The sequence below is a fragment of the Collimonas sp. genome (assembly GCF_035566375.1).
GTDB lineage: Bacteria > Pseudomonadota > Gammaproteobacteria > Burkholderiales > Burkholderiaceae_D > Collimonas.
Genome location: NZ_DATMRK010000022.1, coordinates 16,802 through 40,611, shown reverse-complemented (window position 1 = coordinate 40,611; position 23,810 = coordinate 16,802). Strand labels below are relative to the sequence as shown.

The following is a 23,810-nucleotide window of genomic DNA, read 5'->3' as shown; positions in this document are numbered from 1 at the left end:
ATGGCGCACAAGTGGGCAGGAGCCCCGCAGACCTGAAGCAAGCGTATTTTTTAGCTTTTTGCGGCCGAAATCACAGCCGGAGTCGCAGCCAAAATCGCAGCCAGAATCAAATAAATGCGAATCAGCTGGTTGATTCGCCGTTATCAGTTACAAACACATCGATTTTCGCTTCTTCGAAAATGCTGGTCATCGCTGCCGGCACTGGCCTGTCGGTAAACAGCGCGTTGATTTTCGAAATATCGCCGAGCCGCACCAGCGCAGGCCGCCAGAATTTCGAATGATCGGCGACCAGGAACACGGTACGCGAATGCTCAATGATCGCTTCTGAAACCCGCACCTCGCGATAATCGAAATCGCGCAAAGTGCCGTCGGCTTCGATGCTGGAGATGCCGATGATGCCGAAATCGACTTTGAAACGGCGGATGAAATCGATGGTTTCTTCGCCGGTGATTCCCAGGTCGCGGGCGCGGACTACGCCGCCGGTAATGATCACCTCGCAACCCGGATAACCGCTCATGATGGCGGCCACGTTCAGGTTATTGGTGATGACCCGCAGATTGCGGCGCCGGCTCAAGGCCTTGGCCACTTCCTCATTGGTAGTGCCGAGATTGATGAAGAGCGTCGCCTGGTCCGGGATATGTTCAACCACCAGCGCAGCGATGCGGCGCTTTTCTTCTGAATACAAACCTTGTCTTGCACCGTAAGCGATATTCTCGGCGCTGGACGGCAAGCCGACGCCGCCATGATAGCGCTGCAACAGGTTCATCTCCGCCAGCAAATTGATGTCGCGCCGGATGGTCTGCGGGGTGATCTGGAAACGTGTAGCCAGATGGTCCACCGTGACAAAACCGTCGCGTTGCACATAACTCAACAACTCTTGCTGCCGCGTATTTAGCTTTAGCGTTGATATCTCTGGCATGAACCTGTCCCGCGCTGATTTTTATAAAAGACTTTTATTATGAATCATCTTCGGGCCTGAATCACACTTGACCCACACTTGGCGTTGAGCTCGAACAAAGTGTTCAGGACAGGGCTTGATCCAGCAACTCTATCCAATGTTTGACTGGAGTCTGCGTGCCTGATTGCAGATGTGTCAGGCAACCGACGTTGGCCGAAACGATCATATCCGGCTGGCTCGCCTGCAAATTGTTCAGCTTGTTATCGCGTAGACGATAGGACAACTCCGGCTGTAATACCGAATAGGTGCCGGCGGAACCGCAACACAAATGACTGTCGGCGCACAGTTGCACGTCGACGCCGACGCTACGCAACAAACCCTCCACCTTGCCGCGAATCTGCTGACCGTGCTGCAATGTGCATGGCGGATGATAAACCACGCGCTGATGAAATTTACCCTGCAATTTTTGCTGCAACTCCGCCTCGAACGCTGGCAAGATTTCACACAGGTCTTTGGTCAGCGCCGAAATCGCCTTGGCCTTTACCGCATATGCCGGATCGGCAGCCAGCAGGTGCCCGTATTCCTTGACCGTGACGCCACAACCGGATGCGGTCATGACAATCGCTTCCACGCCTTGCCCATTGCTGCCGATCACATACGGCCACCAGGCGTCGATATTGCGGCGCATATCGTCCAGGCCGCCAGCCTGATCGTTCAGGTGATAACGAATCGCGCCGCAGCAACCAGCCTTGGGCGCCACCAGCAACTGCACGCCGAGCGCATCGAAAACCCGTGCCGCAGCGTGATTGATATTGGGCGCCATGGCAGGCTGTACGCAGCCGTCCAGCAACAGCATTTTGCGTGCATGCTGGCGGCTCGGAAAAAGACCGGCGTCCTGTTTTTCCGGAATCTTGTTTTTCAGTTTTTGCGGCAGCCAAGGCCGCAGCATTTGCCCCGCCGCCATGGCCGGTTTGAACAACCACGGACGCGGCAGGAATTCCTTCAACAGCTTGCGCGTCAGCTGCTGCGCAACAGGCCGCGGCACTTGATCTTCCACCACTTTACGGCCGATATCGAGCAGACGGCCGTATTCGACGCCGGACGGGCAAGTCGATTCGCAATTGCGGCAGGTCAGACAGCGATCCAGATGCAATTGCGTCTTGGCTGTTGCCGGCGCTCCTTCCAATACCTGTTTGATCAGATAAATACGGCCGCGCGGACCATCCAATTCATCGCCCAGCAATTGATAAGTCGGGCAGGTGGCAGTGCAAAATCCGCAATGCACACAGGCGCGCAGGATCGCATCGGCCTCCTTGCCGGCACGGGTATCTTTGATGAAGTCGGCTAGATTGGTTTGCATGGCTTGCTTCGCGATTAATTAATTAGAAGTCCGGATACATGCGGCCGATATTGAATATCGCCGACGGATCAAAGCTGGCTTTCAAACGTCGATGAATTTGCGCCACCTCAGGAGCCAGCGGATGAAACACGCCGACACCTTTGTCGCCGCCACGATACAGGGTCGCGTGGCCGCCGGCCGCGGCCGCCGCGCTGCGGATGGCCTGAGCGTCGGCTGCGGTGAATAGCCAGCGTTGCGCCCCGCCCCATTCGATCAGTATTTCGCCAGGCAATGCCAGCGGTGCTGCGGCCGACGGCAGCGACAGTCGCCACAAAGATTTCTGGGTGGCTGTTGGCGCAAAAAATGCATGTGTCTGCTCACGCAGCGCTTGCCAAAAATCGCCGGCATCGGCGACTGCTTCGCCACCGAGATTTTGTTCGGCAGCAGATACCGCTGCCTGCGCGCCGGACAGGCGCAGGGTCAGCAGACCGTCCTGCCAGCAACTGGCTGAAATCGGCAAGGGTAAACCGCCCCATTGGTTGAGACAACGCAGCGCGTCGGCTTCGCTCATTGCAAAGCGCCGGCTGCTGCTGGCAAACGGGCGCGGCAATACTTTCAGCGACACTTCAAGAATCAAACCCAGAGTACCGAGCGAACCAGCCAGCAAACGCGACACATCGTAGCCAGCGACATTCTTCATGACCTGGCCGCCAAAATGCAAGATATCCCCTTTGCCGTCCATCAGCACCGCGCCCAGCACAAAGTCGCGCAAGGCGCCGACGGCTTGTCGCGACGGGCCGGATAACCCGCTGGCGACCATGCCGCCTAGCGTCGCGGCACTGCCAAAGTGCGGCGCTTCAAACGGCAGCATCTGGTTATGCTGCGCCAGCAGTGCCTCGATCTCGGCCAGCGGTGTGCCGCAACGCGCAGTAATCACCAGCTCGGTCGGTTCATAATCGATGACGCCGCTATAGGCGCGCGCATCCAGCAACTCGCCTTGCACTTGCTGACCGTACCAGCGTTTGCTGCCGCCGCCGCGAATTTCCAGCGGACGGGCCTCTGCAGCGGCCGCCAGAATCTGCTGTTTTACCTGCTGCTTGAATAACTCTGCATCCATATTTTTTGGTCTGAATCAGAAGCGCGGGAGTTCCGCAAATTTTAACTGGCCGCGCTGCACATGCATCTTGCCGTACTCGGCACAGCGCTGCAAAGTGGGGATTGCTTTGTTCGGATTCAGCAAGAACGCGGTATCGAAAGCACGTTTGACGCTGAAGAACGCTTCGCGCTCCAGCGGTGAAAATTGCACGCACATCGAATTTATTTTTTCGATGCCGACGCCGTGTTCGCCGGTGATGGTGCCGCCGACGGCAACACACAATTCAAGAATCTCGGCGCCGAACTCCTCGGCCCGATGAAATTCACCCGCCACATTAGCGTCGAACAGAATCAAGGGATGCAGATTACCGTCGCCAGCGTGAAACACATTGGCGCAACGCAGCCCGTATTTTTTTTCCATCTGCTCGATGCCAAGCAACACCTGCGCCAGATTCTTGCGTGGAATAGTGCCATCCATGCAGTAATAATCGGGTGAAATGCGGCCGGCAGCGGGGAAGGCATTCTTGCGGCCGGACCAGAAGCGCAGGCGCTCCGCTTCCGACGTCGAGACTTCGATGCGGGTGGCTCCGCTGGCGTTCAGTACTGCGCTCATGCGGCCGATCTCTTCTTCCACCTCTTCAATGGTGCCGTCCGATTCGCATAACAAGATGGCGGCGGCGTCGATATCGTAACCAGCCTTGACGAAGGGCTCCACCATGCGCGAACTGGTGCGGTCCATCATCTCCAGGCCGGCCGGAATGATGCCGGCAGCAATCACATTGGCGACCGCATTGCCGCTCTTCACGACATCGTCGAAGGAAGCCATGATGACGCGCGCTGCTTGCGGTTTGGGAATCAGCTTGACAGTGACCTCGGTGACGACGCCCAGCATGCCTTCCGAGCCGATGAACACCGCCAGCAGATCGAAACCTGGCGCATCCAGCGCGCCGCTGCCGAGTTCGACCACCTCACCGTCGATGGTCACCATCCTCACCCGCAGCACGTTGTGCACGGTGAGGCCGTATTTCAGGCAATGCACGCCGCCGGAATTCTCGGCCACGTTACCGCCTATGGTGCAAGCGATCTGCGATGACGGGTCCGGCGCGTAATACAGATCATGCGCGGCTGCGGCCTCCGAAATGGCCAGGTTGCGTACACCCGGCTGCACCACGGCAGTCCTTGCATACGGGTCGAGTTTGACGATGCGGGTAAATTTTGCGGTGGACAAAACCACACCGTCGGCGATCGGCAGGGCGCCGCCAGACAAGCCGGTGCCGGCGCCGCGCGGCACGATAGGCACCTTGAGATCGCGGCAGGTCTTGAGGATGGCAACCACTTGCGCCTCGTTCTCCGGCAGCGCCACCACCATCGGCGTCTGCCGATACGCGGCAAGGCCATCGCATTCGTAGGGCCGGGTATCTTCGAGGTTGGACAACAAGGCGTGTTCCGGCAGCAGCTTGCGCAGTGCACTGACAACCTGCTGTTGACGAGCCGGGCTAAAGGCGGATTCAGCGGCGGCTGAAGCAAGCGCTGAAGTAGGCGCTGAAGTAAGCGAACTCATGCTGTTTTCCCATAACCGATTGCTATCGAACTGAGTACGCGACTGGATGATTTCTGTGGTCGAGTATAACGATATTGCGTTTTTTACAGAATGATTTCCTCTGGCTTCTGCTTGAAAAGCTTGCACCGTGCAGATGAAATGTTTTCAGGCTACGAGCCGCTATCCGGCAATCCGGCTTGCGTCCTGCTCAAATGCGGCTGAAAGTATCTTTCATCCACTCGATAAACGTCGTCACTTCCGGCCGCTCCTGCTGCTTTTGTTGATACACCAGATAATAGGCATGCGGCGGCGAGGTCAGGCTGATATCGAACAATTGCACCACCTCTCCCTGCGCAATCATTTGCTGAGCAAAATGCTTGCGGGTCAGGCCGACGCCATGGCCATATCGCACCAGTTCCAGCAACAAGCCGAGATCGTCGGCGCGCAAGCCCGAGGAAGGTTCAGGCCAGTCCAGGCCGGCAGCCTGGAACCAGGGTTGCCAGGGCTCCAGCGCCGAGCGCAACAAGCTGGCCTTGCGCAAATCGGCCGGCTGTTTCAGCGGACCGATCTGTTTCAAATATTCAGGGCTGACGACGGCGAAGGTCGGCTCTTCGAATAATTTCTCAGTGGTGGTATTCGGATATTTACCGGCGCCGAAACGCACTTCGAGATCGCTCTCGGTCAAACTCAAGTCATACAGCGGCACCGACAGAAAAATCTCGACCACGATCTCAGGGTGCTGGCTGGCAAACTCGTGCAGATGGGGAATCAGTAATTGACGGGCAAAAGTCGGCGGCGCGGTGATCTTGACGCGTGGCTGCACCTGAGCGTTACGCTGCGGCAGCGGGAATTCGGTCAAGGTGCGCAGGGCGCTGCACACCACCTCCAGATAACGGTGGCCGAATTCCGACAAGGCCACCACCCTGCCCTCGCGCGAAAACAATCGTTCGCCGACAAAGTCTTCCAGCAAACGAATCCGGTGCGATAACGCCGACGGCGTAATGCATAACTCATCCGCCGCCAGCGCGAACGAGCGATGGCGCGCCGCAGCTTCGAACGCCGACAAGGCGTGCACCGGCGGCAGGCGATTGACCAAGGGAGTTTTGCTCGACATCTTTTTCGGCAAATTGAGGAGATGGGCTGGGCTTACCACCGGATTATCTTTCCCGGATTCATGATGTTCTTCGGATCGAAAGCATGCTTCAAGGCACGCATGGTGGCAATCGCTTCCACGCCATGTTCTTCGATCAGGAAATCGATCTTGTGCAGGCCGACGCCATGCTCGCCGGTGCAAGTGCCATCCATGCCGATGGCGCGGCTCACCATCCGTGCATTGACGCCCTCGGCGCGCGCGATATCGGCGGCATCGTTCGGGTCTACCAGCATCTGCACATGGAAATTGCCGTCGCCGACGTGGCCGATAATCGAATACACCATACCGTTGGCTTCGCAATCGGCCTTGGTGTCGAGAATGCATTCCGCCAGGCGCGAAATCGGTACGCAGCAATCGGTTGAAATGGCGCGGCTGCCGGGACGCAGTTGCAGCAAGGCGAAATAGGCGTTGTGGCGCGCTGTCCATAAACGCGAACGATCTTCCGGGCGGGTCGCCCATTCGAAGCCGCTGGCGTGATGCTCGGCCACCACTGCCTGCACCAGCTCTGCCTGTTCCTTGACGCCGTTCTCGCTGCCATGAAATTCAAACAGCAGCAACGGCTGTTCCGGCAACGCCAGCTTGGAATGGGCGTTGATCGCTCTGACGCCGTTTTCATCCAGCAGCTCTACTCTTGCCACTGGCACCCCAAGCTGTATGGTCTGGATCACGGCGTTGACGGCGTCGGCGATGTTTTGAAACGAACAGACCGCGGCCGAGATGGCTTCCGGTTGCGGATAGAGCTTGACGGTCACTTCGGTAATCACGCCGAGCGTGCCTTCGCTGCCGACAAAAATACGCGTCAGGTCGTAGCCTGCGGCTGATTTCTTGGCGCGGGTGCCGGTCTTGATGATGCGGCCGTCGGCGGTCACTACCGTCAGGGCCAGTGTGTTTTCGCGCATGCTGCCGTAACGCACGGCATTGGTGCCGGAAGCGCGGGTTGCCGCCATGCCGCCGATCGTGGCGTCGGCGCCGGGATCGATGGGAAAGAACAGGCCGCTGTCCTTGATCTCGTGATTCAACTGCTTGCGGGTGACGCCGGTCTGCACCGTCGCCGTCAGGTCTTCGGCATGGATTGCCAGCAGGTGGTTCATGCGCGACAAGTCGATACTGATCCCGCCGTGCAGCGCCAGCACATGGCCTTCCAGCGAAGTGCCGCTGCCGAAGGGGATTACCGGAACCTGGTATTCGCTACACAGTTTGACTAGCGCCGCGACCTCTTCGGTGGATTCGGCAAACACCACGGCGTCCGGCAGCATCGGGTCATACGAAGAGGCGTCGCGGCCATGATGTTCGCGCATCGCTATGGTGGTCGAGAAACGTTCGCCAAACAGGGCGCCAAGGGTAGCCAGCAAAGCATCCGGCAACGGTTTCTTCATGGCAGCGAGGTCGCTTGGGTGATTCATTGGCAGTCTCCTTTTTCTATGGATTTTACTCTGCGGGGCTAGGGCGTGCTGGTGTAAAGTACAAGCACTCCTACACCACGCAAAAATAGCAGAAAATTATGGGAAATCGACTTTCAAAGATCGCCACGCGCACCGGCGATAACGGCAGCACCGGCCTCGGCGACGGCAGCCGCACGGATAAGGACAGTCTGCGGATCCAGGCTATCGGCGATATCGACGAGCTCAATTCGCAACTGGGCCTTTTACTGTGCGACAAACTGGATGCGGCGTTGCGTGAAACATTGCTGTCGATACAACACGATCTGTTCGATCTGGGCGGCGAACTATGCATTCCCGGCTATGCCTTGATCAGCGAGGCGCAGGTAGCGCGGCTCGACCGCTTGCTGGAAAAATATAATGCCGACTTGCCGCCATTGCGCGATTTCATCCTGCCGGGCGGCAGCCATGCCGCCGCACTCGCGCATGTTTGCCGCACCGTTTGCCGGCGGGCGGAACGCAGCATCGTCAGCTTGGGCAAGAACGAAACGGTAAGTGAGGCGCTGCGGCAGTATGTGAACCGCTTGTCGGATTTGCTGTTCGTGCTGTCGCGGGTGTTGAACCGGGCGGATGGCGGCAGCGATGTATTGTGGCAGAAGGATAGATTGCGGGATGCGTAAAACCAAACGGGCCGGATCATGTCGCCATATGGATGGCGACATGATCCGGCCCGTTTTGGACTAATCAAGCTTGCTGCGTTTTATTTTTTGCGTTTGTCGTGTTCGATCAACGCATACGCTGAATGATTGTGGATCGACTCGAAATTTTCAGCTTCCAGCACATAGGCAAGTACGCGCGGCTCATTGTTCAGAGCCACCGCCACATCGCGCACCAGATCTTCGACAAACTTCGGATTTTCGTAAGCACGTTCGGTAACGTATTTTTCATCCGGACGCTTCAGCAAGCCAAACAATTCACACGATGCCTGCGCCTCGATGCGAGCAATCAGTTCGTCCACCATGATCTCGCCGTCCAGCACCGCATTGACGGTAATGTGCGAACGCTGGTTATGCGCACCGTAGGCTGAAATCTGTTTCGAGCAAGGGCACAGACTGGTCACCGGCACCAGCACTTTCAAGCTCACTTCCAGCACACCCTGATTGATCTCGCCAGTCAGACCGACTTCGTAATCCATCAAACTCTGCACACCCGAAACCGGCGCCGTCTTGTTGATGAAATACGGGAAAGTCAGCTCGATGCGGCCGCGTTCGGCATCCAGCAGGCTGACCATCTTGCGCATCAGTTCGCCAAACGAGGCGACATCTAGCGGCCCTTCCAGGCCTTCCAGCAGCGCGATGAAACGCGACATGTGGGTGCCCTTTTGCTGTTCCGGCAGATGCACATACATATTCCAGGTGCCGATGGTCGGCTGGGCTAAAGCACCACCAGCAGCACCGGCTGTGGCGGTACGCACCGTCACCGGATAACGCACGCCTTTTACGCCAACGCGTTGAATCGCCAGACGGCGGGTGTCGACGCTGCTTTGCACGTCAGGAATCGTCAGATTGTGGTCACGAGTATTCATTGATGCTTACCTTTGAATGAACGTAGGGCGGGCACAAGCTGCCCACGCGGATCTCAGCGCAATTGCGCTGTACCGCGTGTGGACATTCCATGCCCACCCTACTCTGTTAATTTTGATTGACGACCAAACGTGGCTGATCCTTGCCAAACCGCTGGCGTATCGATGCGGCGATACCTTCCGCATTCAAGCCGCACTGCGCCAACAACTGGTTCGCATCGCCGTGGTCTATAAACCGGTCCGGCAAGCCCAGATGCAAGAGCGGCTTGACACATCCTGCCGCCGTCAACGCTTCCGCCACGGCGGCGCCGGCGCCGCCCATGATGCAGCCCTCTTCCACGGTGACCAGCGCATCGTGGGTTTTGGCCAGTTCCAGCACCAGATCGATGTCCAGCGGCTTGATGAAACGCATATTGGCGACGCTGGCGTCCAGCAACTCGCCGGCCGCCAAGCTCGGCGCCAGCATCGAACCGAACGCCAGAATCGCTACGTTCCGGCCCTGGCGCTTGATTTCGCCTTTACCGAGGGGCAGTGTAGTCAGCTCCTTGGCGATGGCCGCGCCAATACCGGCGCCGCGCGGATAACGCACCGCTGCCGGGCCGTTGTAGTGGTAGGCGGTGGACAACATCTGGCGGCATTCGTTTTCATCGGATGCGGCCATCACCACCATGTTGGGGATGCAACGCAAATACGCCATGTCGTAGTTGCCGGCGTGGGTCGCGCCATCGGCGCCGACCAGGCCGGAACGGTCCAGCGCAAACGTCACGTCCAGATTCTGCAAAGCGACGTCATGGATCAATTGATCGTAGGCGCGCTGCAGGAAAGTCGAATAAATCGCTACCACCGGCTTCAAGCCTTCGCAGGCCAGGCCGGCGGCGAAAGTGACCGCATGTTGTTCAGCGATGCCAACGTCATAGAAGCGTTGCGGAAAACGCTGGGCGAAAGTATCCAGGCCGGAGCCGCCCGACATGGCCGGGGTGATGCCGATCAGCTTGTCGTCTTGCGCCGCCATGTCGCACAGCCAATCGCCGAAGACCTGAGTGTAGGTTATCTTGCTGACCGCAGCCGGCTTGATGCCTTCAGCCGGATTGAACTTGCCGGGACCGTGATACAGCACCGGGTCGGCTTCCGCCAGCTTGTAGCCCTGGCCTTTTTTGGTCACCACGTGCAGGAATTGCGGGCCCTTCAGGTGCTTCAGGTTTTGCAAGGTCGGAATCAGCGATTCCAGGTCATGGCCGTCGATCGGGCCGATGTAATTGAAACCGAATTCTTCAAACATGGTGGCCGGCACCACCATGCCTTTGGCGTGTTCTTCGAAACGCTTGGCCAATTGCCGCATCGGCGCCGGCAGGATCGACTTGCCGACATTCTTCGCTTGCGCATAAAACTGCCCCGACATCAAGCGTGCCAGATAGCGATTCAAGGCCCCTACCGGCGGCGAGATCGACATGTCGTTATCGTTCAAGATCACCAGCATGTTGATGTCGTCGTACACACCAGCGTTATTCATCGCTTCGAATACCATGCCGGCGGTCATGGCGCCGTCGCCGATCACGGCAATCGCGTGGCGCTCGGTCTCGCCCTTGGTCTTGGCAGCCAGCGCCATGCCGAGTGCAGCTGAAATCGAGGTCGATGAATGGGCGGTGCCGAAAGTGTCGTATTCGCTTTCGCTACGGCGCGGGAAACCGGAGATGCCGTTCATCTGGCGCAGCGTGTGCATGCGCTCGCGGCGGCCAGTCAGGATTTTATGCGGATAGGTTTGATGGCCGACGTCCCAGACGATCCGGTCCTCTGGCGTATTGAAGACGTAATGCAAGGCGATCGTCAATTCGACCGTACCCAGGTTGGACGACAGATGGCCGCCGGTCTGCGCCACCGACTCGATGACGAATTCGCGCAATTCATCGGCCAGCGGCTTGAGCTGCGCCCGCGTCAGTTTGCGCAGGTCTGCCGGGCTGTCGATTGTGTTGAGTATTTCCATATGCCCTAAACCCTAAGCCTTCCGTTGCACGATCAGATCCGCCAGCTCGCGCAGGCGACGTGCCCTATCCCCAAAGATCGCAAGCGCCTGATGGGCGTCGTTGCGTAATTTTTCTGCCAGTGCCTGCGATTCGGACAAACCCAGAATCGAGACATAAGTCGGCTTGTTGTCTGCGGCGTCCTTGCCGGCGGTTTTACCGAGCGTCGCGGAATCAGCGGTGGCGTCGAGGATATCGTCCACCACTTGAAACGCCAGGCCGATGGCGGCGCCATAGGCTTCCAGTGCCTGAATTTCATTTTGCGCCAGGGTCTTGCCTGCCCATGCCCCCAGCAATACCGAAGCACGCAACAGGGCGCCGGTTTTCAACTTGTGCATCTGTTCCAGCTCTGCCAGCGACAGATTCAGGCCGACGCTAGCCAGGTCAATCGCCTGGCCGCCGCACATGCCGAGCGAACCGGAGGCTTGCGCCAGCAAACGCAACATGACAATCTGGCGTGCCGCGTCGACACCCTTGCCGACTTCGCCGGCCTCGGCCAGCACTATAAAGGCTTGCGCCTGCAAGGCGTCCCCTACCAGCAGGGCGGTCGCTTGATCGTATTGCACATGGACAGTCGGCTTGCCGCGACGCAAGGCGTCATCGTCCATGCAGGGCATATCGTCGTGCACCAGCGAATAGGCGTGAATCATTTCGACCGCGGCGGCGGCCCGCTGCACGCTGCCGGCCGGGGCTGCAAACAATTCCCCTGCAGCAAATACGAGCAAAGGCCGGACCCGCTTGCCGCCATCCAGCACGGCGTAGCGCATGGCTTGGTGGAGTTTGGTCGGGATGCTGGCTGCGGCCGGCAAGAACTGCTCCAGAGCGGTCTCCATTTCGGCCTGCACATGGCGCATCCAGATATCGAAGGCTGGCGCTGGTTCTGCCGCCCGGCTGGAAAATTGGGCGACGGCAGTCATTCGTCTGCCCCGCTGCTGTGGTCGTTGAGGGCTTCGCCGGCAAACGGCTTGAGCATGTCGCCTTCCAGCACTTTGACCTGGCTATCGACCTTTCCGAGTTGCACAGCACAAAATTTGACCAGCTCCGATCCTCGTTTATAGGCGGCAACTGATGCTTCCAGCGGCAACTCGCCAGCTTCCATTTGGGCAACCAGCTGCTCCAGTTCGGCCATTGCTTGTTCGAACGTGGCCGGGCTGCCGGTAGAAATCGGATTTTTTGGCATAGTAGCGATAAACCTAGAAACGGTAGTAGAACGCGCTCGAGTGCGCTTTTGCCGGAGTGCATGGCAAGGCGCGACGACGCGGCAGGGTAGTCCCTGCAAGGAGGAGCAACGCGGCCAGGCGCGCCGGCAAAAGTGCAATCGAGTGCGTAACGCTGCATCCTCGTTGGTGAATCAATAAATTCCTCATATTCTCAATGTCTCGGCGCCCTCCTAAGTACAAGCGAGTGGTCTACTGCCTTTTCTAGGTTAAAGTTTAGTCCGCTATTTTAGTGCAAACATGGTTAACTCGTTGAATTTCGAGGAGTTCGAGCCCTAACTTCTGGATAAACAGTGTAAAACGCCGCCAGATCTTGCATTTTTATGGGATAATCCTCGGTTCTGTCCAAAATTTCCGTTTCATATTACTTGAACACAGGTTTTTGCGGATTCTTTCTCTCTTAGGTTGATACAACACATTTGGGGGTGGAGGGATGTCCGATCTGGCTTCTATTACCAAGCTCGCGCGCTCCGATGCGCAACTTCCGGTCAACGTCTATTTTGACGAGGCGCTGTTAAAGCGCGAAATCCAGCAGCTCTTTCAGAATGGCCCGCGTTACGTCGGCCATGAACTGATGGTGCCCAACGTCGGCGATTACGCCACGCTGGCTTCTGAAAGCGAAGGCCGCATGCTGGTGCGCAATCCCCAAGGGATTGAGCTGATGTCCAACGTCTGCCGTCATCGGCAGGCAAAAATGTTCGATGGCCGCGGCAATGCCCGCAACATCGTCTGCCCGCTGCATCGCTGGACTTACGACCTTAAAGGCGAACTGATTGGCGCACCGCATTTCGGTGAGACGCCATGCATGAACTTGTCTAGAACACCCTTGCAAAACTGGAACGGCTTGCTGTTCGAGCAAAATGCATTTCATGTCGGAGAAAAGCTGGCGCAACTGGGTGTCGCCAAGGATCTCGATTTCAGCGGCTACCTGTTCGATCATGTCGAAGTCCACGAGTGCGATTACAACTGGAAAACCTTTATCGAGGTCTACCTGGAGGATTACCACGTCGAACCGTTCCATCCCGGCCTCGGCAGTTTTGTCAGCTGCGATGATCTGGAGTGGCAATTCGGCAAGGATTACAGCGTGCAAACCGTGGGCGTCAATCACGGACTGGCGAAATCCGGCTCACCAGCCTACAAGAAATGGCAGGAACAGGTTCTCAAGTTCAGCAATGGCCAGCCACCAAAATTCGGTGCAATCTGGCTGACTTTGTATCCCAACATCATGGTCGAGTGGTACCCCCATGTCCTGGTGGTGTCAACGTTGTGGCCGCGCGGCCCGCAAAAAACCACTAATGTGGTGGAGTTCTACTACCCCGAGGAAATCGCGCTGTTCGAGCGCGAAATGGTCGAGGCAGAACGTGCGGCCTACATGGAAACCTGCGTCGAAGATGACGAAATTGCATTGCGCATGGACGCCGGACGGCGGATCCTGATGGAGCGCGGCGTCAATGAAACCGGGCCTTACCAGTCGCCGATGGAAGACGGCATGCAGCATTTTCATGAGTGGTATCGGAGCCAGGCCGGCCTGCTCTAAGCGCTTGCCCTTGAAGCCAGGCCAACGGCCGGAGTTTGTTCGCTTGCGAATGACTCCGGCTTTTTATTTTTTTGCGTCAGACATACAGCATGGCTGGAATCAGTCAAAATACCACTAAGCCACCCTATCCTCACCTGAATCCCGCCCCATGCAATCACTTTGGATGCTCTTCGCCAGCCTCATGTTTTCCATCATGGGGGTATGCGTCAAGCTTGCGTCCGATCATTACTCGATTCCGGAAATCATGCTGAGCCGAGGCCTGATCGGCATGCTATTCATCATCATCCTGATCCGGTTCAAGGGCGGCACCCTCAAAACACCCATGCCGCGCCAGCACGTGTGGCGCGGCGTGATCGGCGTGATCGCCTTGTCCATGTGGTTCTATTCCTTCAGCCTGTTGCCGGTGGCCACCGCAACCACCCTCAATTACACCTCCTCCATCTGGCTCGCCGCCATCCTGTTCGGCGCCGCCTGGTGGCGCGGCAACAGCCGTTTTGAATGGGGCATGGCGTTCACCATCATGCTCAGTTTCATCGGCGTGATGCTGCTGTTGAAACCATCGTTCAACGCCAGCCAAACCCTGGGCGCGATGATTGCACTGGCGTCAGGCCTGATCTCGGCCGTCGCTTACCTGCAGGTGCGCCACTTGGGCAAGCTGGGCGAACCGGAATATCGCGTGGTGTTTTATTTTTCTACCACCAGCGCCATTGTCGGCCTGGCTGGCAGCCTGCTGCTGCCAGGCGGCGGCATGCCATTCTGGCATGCTCAGAGTGCGTACGGCATAGGTTTGCTGATAGCGCTGAGTTTGTCGGCGACCGTCGCCCAAATGGCGATGACACGTGCCTACCGCCTTGGCAATCCGCTGTTGACGGCCAACCTGCAGTACACCGGCATCGTCTTTTCCAGCATCTGGGGCATCGTGATCTGGCAGGATCAGCTCGGCTGGCGCGGCTGGATCGGCACTGCCGTCATCCTTATCGGCGGTTTGCTGGCAACGTTTTATAATCAAAGGAGAGCGCGTCCGCTCAGTCAAGTCGGGCCCGAACCCGCACTTGCCAACCAGAGCCGCAGCTTATGAAGCTTGCAGCACAGCACACACTCACATAGAAGGAATGCCATGTCCCAAGCACATCCCTACCAGACGCTGATTTCTGCCGCGAACCTGCAGCAGAATGCGCATAACCCGGCATGGGTGATTATCGATTGCCGGCATGACCTGGCAGACCCGCTGACAGGCCAGACGGCCTACGATGCCGGCCATATTCCTGGAGCCCTGTTTGCCCACGTCGACCGCGACCTGTCCGGCGCCAAGCTAGCTGCCGACGGCAAGTTCAAAGGCCGCCATCCGTTACCTGAAAAAGACGCCCTGATCGCGACGCTGCGGCAATGGGGCATTAACGATGACACCCAGGTTGTTGCCTATGACGGCCAGGGCAGCATGTATGCAGCGCGCCTGTGGTGGCTGCTGCGCTCCATCGGCCATGCTTCGGTAGCAGTGCTGGACGGCGGCCTGGCAGCCTGGCAGGCGACCGGACAAGGTTTGTCGACGGCAGTGCCAGCGTCGCCTGCGCCCGGCAGCATCAGCCTGAAAACGCCGCTGACCAGCAGTGTCAACGCGCACGACGTGCTGATCAACCTGACCAATCCAAGGCGAACCATCATCGATGCGCGCGCACCGGATCGTTTCCGCGGGGAAAATGAAACGATAGATCCGGTCGGCGGTCATATCCCTGGCGCCAAGAATCGTTTCTTCAAAGACAATCTGCAAACCGATGGCCGTTTCAAGCCGGGCCATCAATTGCATGAGGAATTCGGCGCCCTGATCAGTGAACCGCAAACCGCTGTCATGCAATGCGGTTCAGGCATCACCGCCTGCCATAACCTGCTGGCGCTGGAAATCGCCGGCTTGCACGGCGCGGCCTTGTATCCGGGATCGTGGAGTGAGTGGTGCTCAGACCCGACGCGGCCGGTGGCCAAGGGTGTATGAGCAAGGCATGAGCAAAAACGCACAATAACCACGGTGGGGAGTTGCGCCAGATCGCACCCCCCTCAGGGTTTTAATGTTGGTGAGCGTGGCGAGTCAGGAACAACACGATGGCGACGCCCGCGCCAATCAGCAAAATCTGCGGAATCGTTTCACGCAAGGTGGCGCGGCGCTGCATCTGCGGCATCAGATCGCTGACGGCGATGTAGATAAATCCCGACGAGGCAAATACCAGCACGTAAGGAATCCACTCCATGCCACGCTCAAGGGTAAAGTAGCCCAGCAAGCCGCCAATCACTGCCATCAAGCTGCAGATCAGGTTATATACGTAAGCGCGGGTGCGCGAAAAGCCGGCGTTGAGCAGCACGATGAAATCGCCGATTTCCTGCGGGATCTCATGCACGATGATGGCCAGGCCGGTGATCAGGCCCAGATGCGGATCGGCCAGGAAAGCGGCGGCAATCAGGATGCCGTCGGTAAAATTGTGCAAGCCGTCGCCAACCAGGATCATCCAGCCGGCTTTGCCTGCCTCTTTCTTGTCATGGCCGTGATGATGCCCGTGGCCGTCGTCTTCATGATGATGCGAGTGGCGCAGGATGGCAAATTTTTCCAGCACAAAAAAAGCCAGCAAGCCGCCCAGCAACACCGCGAACAGCGTATGGCTGTCAGCCTGCGACTCAAAAGCTTCCGGCAATGCGTGCAACAAGGAAGTCGCCAGCATGATGCCGACCGACAGGCTGACCATGCGCTCTACCATCTTGGATAGCAGCGCGAACGAAAAAATAGCGGCGGCGGTAATACTGAAGACACCGGCGATCGTGGTCGCCAGGATGATTGAAACGAGTGTGGAATTAATTTTTAGCCCCGGCAGACAGAGATTAAATGCAACATGGTTGCAAATTAAAACACAGCTACCGAAATTACGCAATTTTACTTATTGCGGGACAGAGTTTAAGAGTCGCCTGGGTGAACCTTGCGACGACTTACTCTGTCCCCAACTGACCAGATAAAAGTGTCAAATAACTTGGACAGCTTTCAGAGCAAATTTCAAGAACTTACCTTACATTCCTTCAACTCACGCCATGCGCTTTGAACCAGGCCAAAGTACGCTTCCAGCCGTCCTTGGCGTCCGCCTCAACGTAACTAGGACGATAATCGGCGTTAAACGCGTGGCCGGAATTCGGGTACACCACGAATTCCGACTTGCTGCTGCCTTTGGCCAGCGCCGCCTTCATCTGCGCCAGGGTATCTTGCGGGATGCCGTCATCCTTGCCGCCATACAAACCCAGCACCGGCACTTTCAGCGTCGGCGCGATGTCGACCGGTTGCTTAGGCATCAGCTCGCTCTTGTCTCCTACCAGGCGGCCATACCAGGCGGCAGCGGCCTTTACCTTGGGATTGTGGCCGGCATACAGCCAGGTAATGCGGCCGCCCCAGCAAAAGCCGGTGATCGCCAGCTTATTGACGTTGCCGCCATTCTCCTTGGCCCAAGCGACACAGGCATCGATATCGCCCAGCACCTGATCATCCGGCACCTTTGAAATCACATTTTTTTGCAGCTCTGCAATCGACGCGAAAGCGGCCGGATTGCCCTGGCGAATGAACAGATCCGGTGCAATCGCCAGATAACCCAGCTTGGCAAAACGCCGCGCGATATCGGCGATGTGCTCGTGCACGCCAAAAATTTCCGAGATCACCAGCACCACCGGCAGATTGGTTTTGCCTTCAGGCTGGGCCCGGTAAATCGGCACGCTCAAGCCGTTGGCCTGGACCTCCAGCGCTCCCGCAGTAAGGCCGGCAGTATCGGTCGTGATAGTTTGCGCCGACACCGGCAGCACCGCTGCGGCAAACCCGGTACCTAAAGTCGTTTTCAGAAAAGTACGGCGATCAACATCGTCTGACAAGCCGGTTTTTGCTACCAGGCTATCGAAATCCTCTTTCAAATTCGGCATTAAAGCTCTCCTTCAAGGTAGACCATCAATATCGATTTGCGTCGACCAAAGCAAATCACGGAGCACCGCTTAATGCGCCTCGTCCCAATTCTTGCCAACTCCGACTTCAGCAATCAGCGGCACTTTTAATTCAGCTACACCGGCCATCAGCTGCGGCAGCTTTTCCCGCACCAGCGCCAGCTCGTCTTGCGGCACTTCGAGTACCAGCTCATCGTGCACCTGCATGACCATCTTGGATTTTAACCGTTCTGTTTCAATCCAGTTTTGCACCGCGATCATCGACAATTTGATCAAGTCGGCAGCCGTACCCTGCATAGGCGCATTGATCGCCGCCCGCTCGGCGCCCTGACGGCGCTGGCCGTTAGGCGAATTGATTTCCGGCAGCCACAAACGACGCCCGAACACGGTCTCAACATAGCCTTGCGCCTTGGCTTGCACGCGCGTCATATCCATGAACTGCTTGACACCGGCAAAGCGCATGAAATATTTTTCGATATACATCTGTGCAGCGGCGCGCTCTATACCGAGATTACCGGCCAGGCCGAAAGCGCTCATGCCGTAAATCAAGCCGAAGTTGATCACCTTGGCATAACGACGCTGCTCGCTGCTGACTTCCGCTGCGGTAGTGCCAAAAATTTCTGCGGCGGTGGCGCGGTGGATGTCGACGCCTTCGGCAAATGCGCGCAACATGTTTTCATCGCCGGAGATGTGGGCCATGATGCGCAATTCGATTTGCGAATAGTCGGCGGAGACAATCACACTGCCTGCCGGCGCAACAAACGCTTCGCGGATACGGCGGCCTTCGGCGGTGCGAATCGGGATGTTTTGCAGGTTCGGATCGTTCGACGCCAGCCGTCCGGTAACCGCAACCGCCTGGGCGTAATTGGTATGCACCCGGCCGGTATTCGGATTGACCATCTTCGGCAATTTGTCGGTGTAGGTCGATTTCAGTTTGGACAAGCTGCGGTAGTCGAGCAGCACCTTCGGCAAGGGATAATCTTCCGCCAGCTTCTGCAGTACTTCTTCATCGGTCGAAGGCGATCCGGATGGCGTTTTCTTGACCACCGGCAGTTTGAGTTTATCGAACAGGATTTCGCCTAGCTGCTTGGGCGAACTCAGGTTGAAAGGCTGCCCCGCCAGTTCATAGGCCTGCTGCTCGATTTCCAGCATGCGCTTGCCCAGTTCATTCGATTGCGTCGCCAGCAGGCTGGCGTCGATCAGCACGCCATTGCGTTCAATCTTTTGCAGCACTACCGAAGTCGGCACTTCGATTTTTTCGTAGATGAACCTGAGCTTGGCGTCGTCAACAATATGCGGCCACATGGTCAGATGCAGCTGCAGCGTGATGTCAGCGTCCTCGGCCGCGTATTCGGTGGCGCGGCCGATCTCGACTTCGTCGAAACCGATTTGCGAAGCCCCTTTGCCGCATACTTCCTGGAAGGTGATGGTCTGGTGATTCAAATGACGCAAGGCCAGGCTGTCCATATCGTGGCTGCGATGCGATTCGAACACATAGGATTCAAGCAAAGTGTCATGCACGATGCCGCGCAAGCTGACGCCCTGGTTGGCGAAAATATGACTGTCGTATTTCATATTCTGGCCGACCTTAGGCTTGCTTTCGTCTTCTAGCCAAGCCCGCATTTTTTCCAGCACGAACTCACGCGACAACTGCGCCGGCACGTCCTGATAACGATGAGCGACCGGAATATAGGCAGCAACACCGACCTCGCAGCACAGAGAAATCCCGACCAGTTGCGCCGTCATCGGATCAAGCGAGGTGGTCTCGGTATCGACTGCAGTCAAGCTCGCCTGGTCGACGCGTTGCAGCCACTGATCCAGCTGGGCTTCAGTCAACACGGTTTCATAATGCCGCTCCACCGCGGCAAACAGACTGCTCTGCGCCGGCTCGGCGGCACCTGGCTTGCTGTCGGCGGCGACTTCGGCTGCGCCGCTTTTCCCTGCGCTGTCGGCTGCACCGGCAACACTTCCGGGCCCGCTTAAATCACGCAGCCAGGTCTTGAAGTTATAGCGCGTGAATAACTCGATCAGCGTCTCCTTGTCCTGCTCCGGCGCCTTCAAGGATTCCGGAATCGACACCATGTGCGCACTCAGGTCGCAATCGGTTTTCACCGTCACCAGCTCCTTGGCCTTGGGCAGCCAGTCCAGCACTTGCCGCAGGTTCTCGCCGACGGCACCGCCGATGCTGGCGGCATTGGCGATCACTTGATCGACAGTGTCATATTGCGCCAGCCACTTGACCGCAGTCTTCGGTCCGACCTTGGCGACGCCGGGGATGTTATCGACGGTGTCGCCGATCAATGTCAGATAATCGACGATGCGCTCGGGCGGCACGCCGAATTTGGCGATCACGCCGGCACGATCCAGCGTCTCGTTGCTCATGGTGTTGATCAGGGTCACATCATCGTTGACCAGTTGCGCCAGGTCCTTGTCGCCGGTCGAGACCACGGCTTGCATGCCGTGGCTCACCGCTTGCACGGTCAAGGTGCCGATCACGTCGTCGGCTTCCACTCCTTCAACCATCAGGATCGGCCAACCCATGGCACGCACGGCGGCGTGAATAGGCGTAATCTGTTTAACTAGGTCTTCCGGCATCGATGCGCGGGTGGCCTTGTAGTCGGCGTACATGTCGTCGCGGAAAGTTTTACCTTTTGCATCGAACACGCAGGCGAGGTAAGCTGCGGGGTAATCGATACGCAAGCGGCGCAGCATATTTATGATGCCATACAGCGCGCCGGTCGGTTCATTGGCTGCATTGCGCATATCGGGCAAGGCGTGGAAGGCTCGATAAAGATAACTGGAACCATCAACTAACAGCAGGGTTTTTTGCATATGGAATTGAACGGAAAAAATGTGCCGCGTTTGCGGCAAGTGACGGACGTCGAACGCGCAACTTCCAAGAAGGCGCGCGAATCGTGGCATATGTTCACGATTATGGCAGAATTTATCGAGTCGACCGAACGCCTTTCCGAGTTGCATCCCGCGGTATCGATCTTCGGCTCGGCGCGAATCAAGGCCAGCAATCCTTATTACCCGCTGTGCATGGATATCGCACGGCGCTTTTCCGATGAAGGTTTTGCCGTGATTTCAGGCGGTGGCCCGGGCTTGATGGAAGCCGCCAACAAGGGCGCATTCGAAGGTAAATCACCCTCGGTCGGTTTGAATATCGAATTGCCGCATGAGCAAAGCGGAAATAAATGGCAGGATATCTCGCTCAGCTTCCGTCATTTCTTTGCCCGCAAAGTCGCCTTCGTGCGTTACGCCGACGCCTACATCGTGCTGCCTGGCGGCTTCGGCACCATGGATGAGCTGACCGAAGTATTGACGTTGATCCAGACCGGCAAGTGCCGTCATATCCCTATCATCCTGGTCGGCAGCAGCTTCTGGAGCGGTTTGCTGGACTGGTTTCGCACCCAGCTGGTGGGCGACGGCATGATCGCGGCCAAGGACATGGACCTGATCCAGGTGCTGGACGACCCGGCCGAGATTCTCGCTGCCGTAGTGAAATTCTACGAGACGGGCGAAACCGTCATGGCGGAATCCGACAGCCATGCCAGCGTGTTGTTGTAGTGTTGTTGTAAACAACGCCTCCTGACAAGCCGCCAGCCAGATTACCGGCCCCCTTATCGCCTATAGGGGCCGGCGGTTTGTTACAATGAAGCCTTCCATCTTGTTTTATTTCAAGGTAGCCAAATTCTCATGCATAAATCTAAAGTCTGGCAGTTGTTGGCAGTAGGCATTGCCTCGCTTGCAACACCTTTGTTAGTAAACGCACAACAAACCTCCCAACTACCAGCCAAGAGCTCCGCGCCGCCACCGCCTGAGCTGCAAAAGCTGGAAGAAGGCGAAGCGCCGGCAGTCACCATCCGCAAACCCGGTGAAGGACCTGGCGAAATCACGCAAAAACGTGAGCAAGGCCGGGTTACTGAAGTCAAGGTTACCAGCGGCGGCAGCACGTATTACGTGAAGCCGGCTTCACAAGCCGGCACCTTGCTGCCAGGGGAATCACTGCCACGCGGGGCGCAATGGCAGATCAAGGAATTCGACCTGGGTCAAAAAGCGCACAAGCCAGGTGAGGCGGTTCAGACCGACAGCGAAGCAGGATTGCCGCCACCGACAGTATCGCCGGACAAGAAATAGTCCACGGCAGCCCCTATTGCCCTATTAAGTAGCCGTGCGGCTGATACGCGGAAATCCACCGCGTGTTCGCCGCATCTTTATTCCGACATGGCTTGAAGCTTGTCCTTTCCCCGATTTTTCCCATGGCAGTATTTACCCCCGTCACGCTAGACGATCTCACACAGTGGATCCCCCCCTTTTCCTTAGGCAAGGCACTGGCAATCAGGGGTATCTCATCCGGCATCGAAAACAGTAATTTTTTCATCAACACCGAGCGCGGAGAATATGTGCTGACGGTGTTTGAAAAGCTCAGTTTCGAACAATTGCCGTTTTATCTCGAACTGATGCGCCATCTGGCACAGCGCGGCGTACTGGTGCCCGAGCCTATCGCCAATCAGCAAGGCCAGATTCTCAATTCCTTGCATGGCAAGCCGGCTGCCATCGTCACCAAGCTGGAGGGCGATTGCCAACTGGCGCCGGCAGCGGTACATTGCGCTGAAGTGGGCGCGATGCTGGCAAAAATGCATCTGGCGGCACAAGACTTTCCAATTCGACAACCGAATTTGCGCGGCCTGCCGTGGTGGCGCGAAACCACCCCGGTGGTATTGCCGTATCTGCCGGACGACCGCCAACAGTTGCTGCGCAGCGAGATGGCGTTCCAGGAAAGCTTCGCCGCCTCGGAAACTTATCGCCAGTTGCCTAACGGGCCGGTGCACGCCGATCTATTCCGCAATAACGTGATGTTCGACGGCGACCGACTGACGGGATTCTTTGATTTCTATTTCGCCGGTTGCGATACCTGGCTGTTTGACCTGGCGGTCACAGTCAACGACTGGTGCATCGATCTGAACAGCGGCGCACTTGACATTCTCAGGGTAAGAGCGATGCTGGATGCATATCATGCGGTGCGGCCGTTCAGCGCAGCCGAGCAAATTGCCTGGCCGGCAATGCTGCGCGCCGGCGCCCTGCGTTTCTGGCTGTCGCGACTCTATGATTTTTATTTACCGCGCGCTGCAGAAATGTTGACGCCGCACGATCCCGGTCATTTCGAACGGATTCTGCGGCAACGTGTGGCCCATCCGGCCCCAGCCCTGTATTAGGCAAAACTACTAAGCGAAATTCTTGATTGAAACAATGGAAAAACTGCCTGCAAAAACCGGATGGATATGGATCAAGGAAGGCTTTGCGTTGTTCCGCAAACAGCCTGCCGAAATATCCACTTTATTCCTGGCTTATATGTTCTTGATGCTGGCGCTCAATATCATCCCGCTGCTGGGACAATTGCTGCCGCTGATTCTGGTTCCGGTATTTGCCATGTCCTTCATGCAGGCTTGCGTGAATATTGAACAAGGCAAGCGCGTCTATCCCAACCTGTTGCTGATCGGCTTTCGTTCGCCGGCACTGAAAAATCTGCTGATCCTGGGCAGCCTGTACCTGGTAGCGGCAGTCATCGCCGTCGCGGCCTCAGTCCTGATCGACGGTGGCGTATTCTGGATGACGGTGACCGGCCAGAGCGCCCTCGACGCCAAAGAAATACAAGACTCCAGCATGTCGCTGGCGATGCTGTTTTCCGCCGCGGTCTACACGCCGGCAGCGATGGCGTTCTGGTATGCGGCGCCGCTCATCATGTGGAAAAATATGAGTGTATCGAAAGCCATTTTCTACAGCTTCTTTGCAGTATCGCGTGAAATGAAAGCGTTTGCCGTATATGGGCTGGCCTGGGCCGCCATCGGTGTTTTGCTGCCGGCGCTCATCAGCGTGGTGATCGCGGTATTGATCGGCAACGCATCGGTCACGATCATGATCCTGCTGCCGCTATCGATTGCATTGACGGTGGTGATGTACTGCTCTTTCTATCCGACCTACACCCACATCTTCGGCAAACCGGAGGCCGATTTGCCGCCGCCCCAACCTCAAGCAACGACGACCACCGAATAAGCGTAGGGCGGGTAACGAAATACAAAACCGCCCGCCCACTC

21 protein-coding genes are annotated in these 23,810 nt (G+C 57.4%); 8 read left to right on the top strand and 13 right to left on the bottom strand.

The window, feature by feature from the left end; genetic code table 11:
• Nucleotides 1-121 precede the first annotated feature (121 nt).
• From VNZ60_RS06250 to VNZ60_RS06225, 6 genes are all read right to left on the bottom strand, one after another.
• Nucleotides 122-919: a DeoR/GlpR family DNA-binding transcription regulator gene (locus VNZ60_RS06250; RefSeq protein ID WP_325657562.1), complete on the bottom strand. Its 798-nt coding sequence runs from the start codon at nt 917-919 to the stop codon at nt 122-124.
• 103 nt (nt 920-1,022) lie between these two features.
• Nucleotides 1,023-2,258 carry a glycolate oxidase subunit GlcF gene (glcF, locus tag VNZ60_RS06245; protein WP_325657561.1) on the bottom strand — a complete coding sequence of 412 codons (1,236 nt, stop codon included), beginning with the start codon at nt 2,256-2,258 and terminating at the stop codon, nt 1,023-1,025.
• A gap of 22 nt (nt 2,259-2,280) precedes the next feature.
• Complete coding sequence (gene glcE / locus VNZ60_RS06240; RefSeq protein ID WP_325657560.1) at nt 2,281-3,354, bottom strand: glycolate oxidase subunit GlcE; 1,074 nt, start codon at nt 3,352-3,354, stop codon at nt 2,281-2,283.
• 15 nt (nt 3,355-3,369) lie between these two features.
• The gene (locus VNZ60_RS06235; RefSeq protein ID WP_325657559.1) at nt 3,370-4,893 is read right to left on the bottom strand and encodes an FAD-linked oxidase C-terminal domain-containing protein; all 1,524 of its coding nucleotides are present in this window, start codon (nt 4,891-4,893) and stop codon (nt 3,370-3,372) included.
• Nucleotides 4,894-5,080: 187 nt separating this feature from the next.
• A complete protein-coding gene (locus VNZ60_RS06230; RefSeq protein ID WP_325657639.1) occupies nt 5,081-5,968 on the bottom strand; it encodes a LysR substrate-binding domain-containing protein in 888 nt (295 codons plus the stop codon).
• A gap of 50 nt (nt 5,969-6,018) precedes the next feature.
• Nucleotides 6,019-7,428 (bottom strand): FAD-binding oxidoreductase, encoded by a 1,410-nt coding sequence (locus VNZ60_RS06225; protein WP_325657558.1) that lies wholly within the window; start codon nt 7,426-7,428, stop codon nt 6,019-6,021.
• Nucleotides 7,429-7,526: 98 nt separating this feature from the next.
• On the opposite strand from VNZ60_RS06225, the gene VNZ60_RS06220 reads away from it, so the two are divergent.
• Entirely contained in the window at nt 7,527-8,084 is a 558-nt protein-coding gene (locus VNZ60_RS06220; RefSeq protein ID WP_325657557.1) for a cob(I)yrinic acid a,c-diamide adenosyltransferase, read from the top strand.
• Nucleotides 8,085-8,164: 80 nt separating this feature from the next.
• On the opposite strand, the gene folE2 is transcribed toward VNZ60_RS06220, so the two are convergent.
• The 4 genes from folE2 to VNZ60_RS06200 form a co-directional block, all read right to left on the bottom strand.
• On the bottom strand, nt 8,165-8,989 hold the full coding sequence (gene folE2 / locus VNZ60_RS06215; protein ID WP_325657556.1) for a GTP cyclohydrolase FolE2: 825 nt from the start codon (nt 8,987-8,989) through the stop codon (nt 8,165-8,167).
• 106 nt (nt 8,990-9,095) lie between these two features.
• A complete protein-coding gene (dxs, locus tag VNZ60_RS06210) occupies nt 9,096-10,967 on the bottom strand; it encodes a 1-deoxy-D-xylulose-5-phosphate synthase (RefSeq protein WP_325657555.1) in 1,872 nt (623 codons plus the stop codon).
• Nucleotides 10,968-10,979: 12 nt separating this feature from the next.
• Entirely contained in the window at nt 10,980-11,921 is a 942-nt protein-coding gene (locus VNZ60_RS06205) for a polyprenyl synthetase family protein (protein WP_414648784.1), read from the bottom strand.
• On the bottom strand, nt 11,918-12,184 hold the full coding sequence (locus VNZ60_RS06200) for an exodeoxyribonuclease VII small subunit (protein ID WP_325657554.1): 267 nt from the start codon (nt 12,182-12,184) through the stop codon (nt 11,918-11,920). Before VNZ60_RS06200 ends, VNZ60_RS06205 begins: the two co-directional genes overlap by 4 nt.
• Nucleotides 12,185-12,654: 470 nt before the next feature.
• On the opposite strand from VNZ60_RS06200, the gene VNZ60_RS06195 reads away from it, so the two are divergent.
• From VNZ60_RS06195 to VNZ60_RS06185, 3 genes are all read left to right on the top strand, one after another.
• Nucleotides 12,655-13,758: an aromatic ring-hydroxylating oxygenase subunit alpha gene (locus VNZ60_RS06195; RefSeq protein WP_325657553.1), complete on the top strand. Its 1,104-nt coding sequence runs from the start codon at nt 12,655-12,657 to the stop codon at nt 13,756-13,758.
• A 148-nt stretch (nt 13,759-13,906) separates the two neighbouring features.
• Nucleotides 13,907-14,836 (top strand): DMT family transporter, encoded by a 930-nt coding sequence (locus VNZ60_RS06190; RefSeq protein WP_325657552.1) that lies wholly within the window; start codon nt 13,907-13,909, stop codon nt 14,834-14,836.
• A 39-nt stretch (nt 14,837-14,875) separates the two neighbouring features.
• On the top strand, nt 14,876-15,745 hold the full coding sequence (locus VNZ60_RS06185; protein WP_325657551.1) for a sulfurtransferase: 870 nt from the start codon (nt 14,876-14,878) through the stop codon (nt 15,743-15,745).
• A gap of 70 nt (nt 15,746-15,815) precedes the next feature.
• On the opposite strand, the gene VNZ60_RS06180 is transcribed toward VNZ60_RS06185, so the two are convergent.
• From VNZ60_RS06180 to polA, 3 genes are all read right to left on the bottom strand, one after another.
• Entirely contained in the window at nt 15,816-16,574 is a 759-nt protein-coding gene (locus VNZ60_RS06180) for a ZIP family metal transporter (protein ID WP_211460814.1), read from the bottom strand.
• A gap of 238 nt (nt 16,575-16,812) precedes the next feature.
• A complete protein-coding gene (locus tag VNZ60_RS06175) occupies nt 16,813-17,694 on the bottom strand; it encodes a dienelactone hydrolase family protein (RefSeq protein ID WP_325657550.1) in 882 nt (293 codons plus the stop codon).
• Between the two features lie 69 nt (nt 17,695-17,763).
• The gene (polA, locus tag VNZ60_RS06170; protein WP_325657549.1) at nt 17,764-20,544 is read right to left on the bottom strand and encodes a DNA polymerase I; all 2,781 of its coding nucleotides are present in this window, start codon (nt 20,542-20,544) and stop codon (nt 17,764-17,766) included.
• On the opposite strand from polA, the gene VNZ60_RS06165 reads away from it, so the two are divergent.
• From VNZ60_RS06165 to VNZ60_RS06150, 4 genes are all read left to right on the top strand, one after another.
• The gene (locus tag VNZ60_RS06165; protein WP_325657548.1) at nt 20,545-21,282 is read left to right on the top strand and encodes an LOG family protein; all 738 of its coding nucleotides are present in this window, start codon (nt 20,545-20,547) and stop codon (nt 21,280-21,282) included.
• Between the two features lie 129 nt (nt 21,283-21,411).
• Nucleotides 21,412-21,852 (top strand): hypothetical protein, encoded by a 441-nt coding sequence (locus VNZ60_RS06160; protein ID WP_325657547.1) that lies wholly within the window; start codon nt 21,412-21,414, stop codon nt 21,850-21,852.
• 122 nt (nt 21,853-21,974) lie between these two features.
• Nucleotides 21,975-22,931, top strand: a complete 957-nt coding sequence (locus VNZ60_RS06155; RefSeq protein ID WP_325657546.1) for a homoserine kinase — start codon at nt 21,975-21,977, stop codon at nt 22,929-22,931.
• A gap of 34 nt (nt 22,932-22,965) precedes the next feature.
• Nucleotides 22,966-23,769, top strand: a complete 804-nt coding sequence (locus tag VNZ60_RS06150) for a BPSS1780 family membrane protein (protein ID WP_325657545.1) — start codon at nt 22,966-22,968, stop codon at nt 23,767-23,769.
• Nucleotides 23,770-23,810 lie beyond the last annotated feature (41 nt).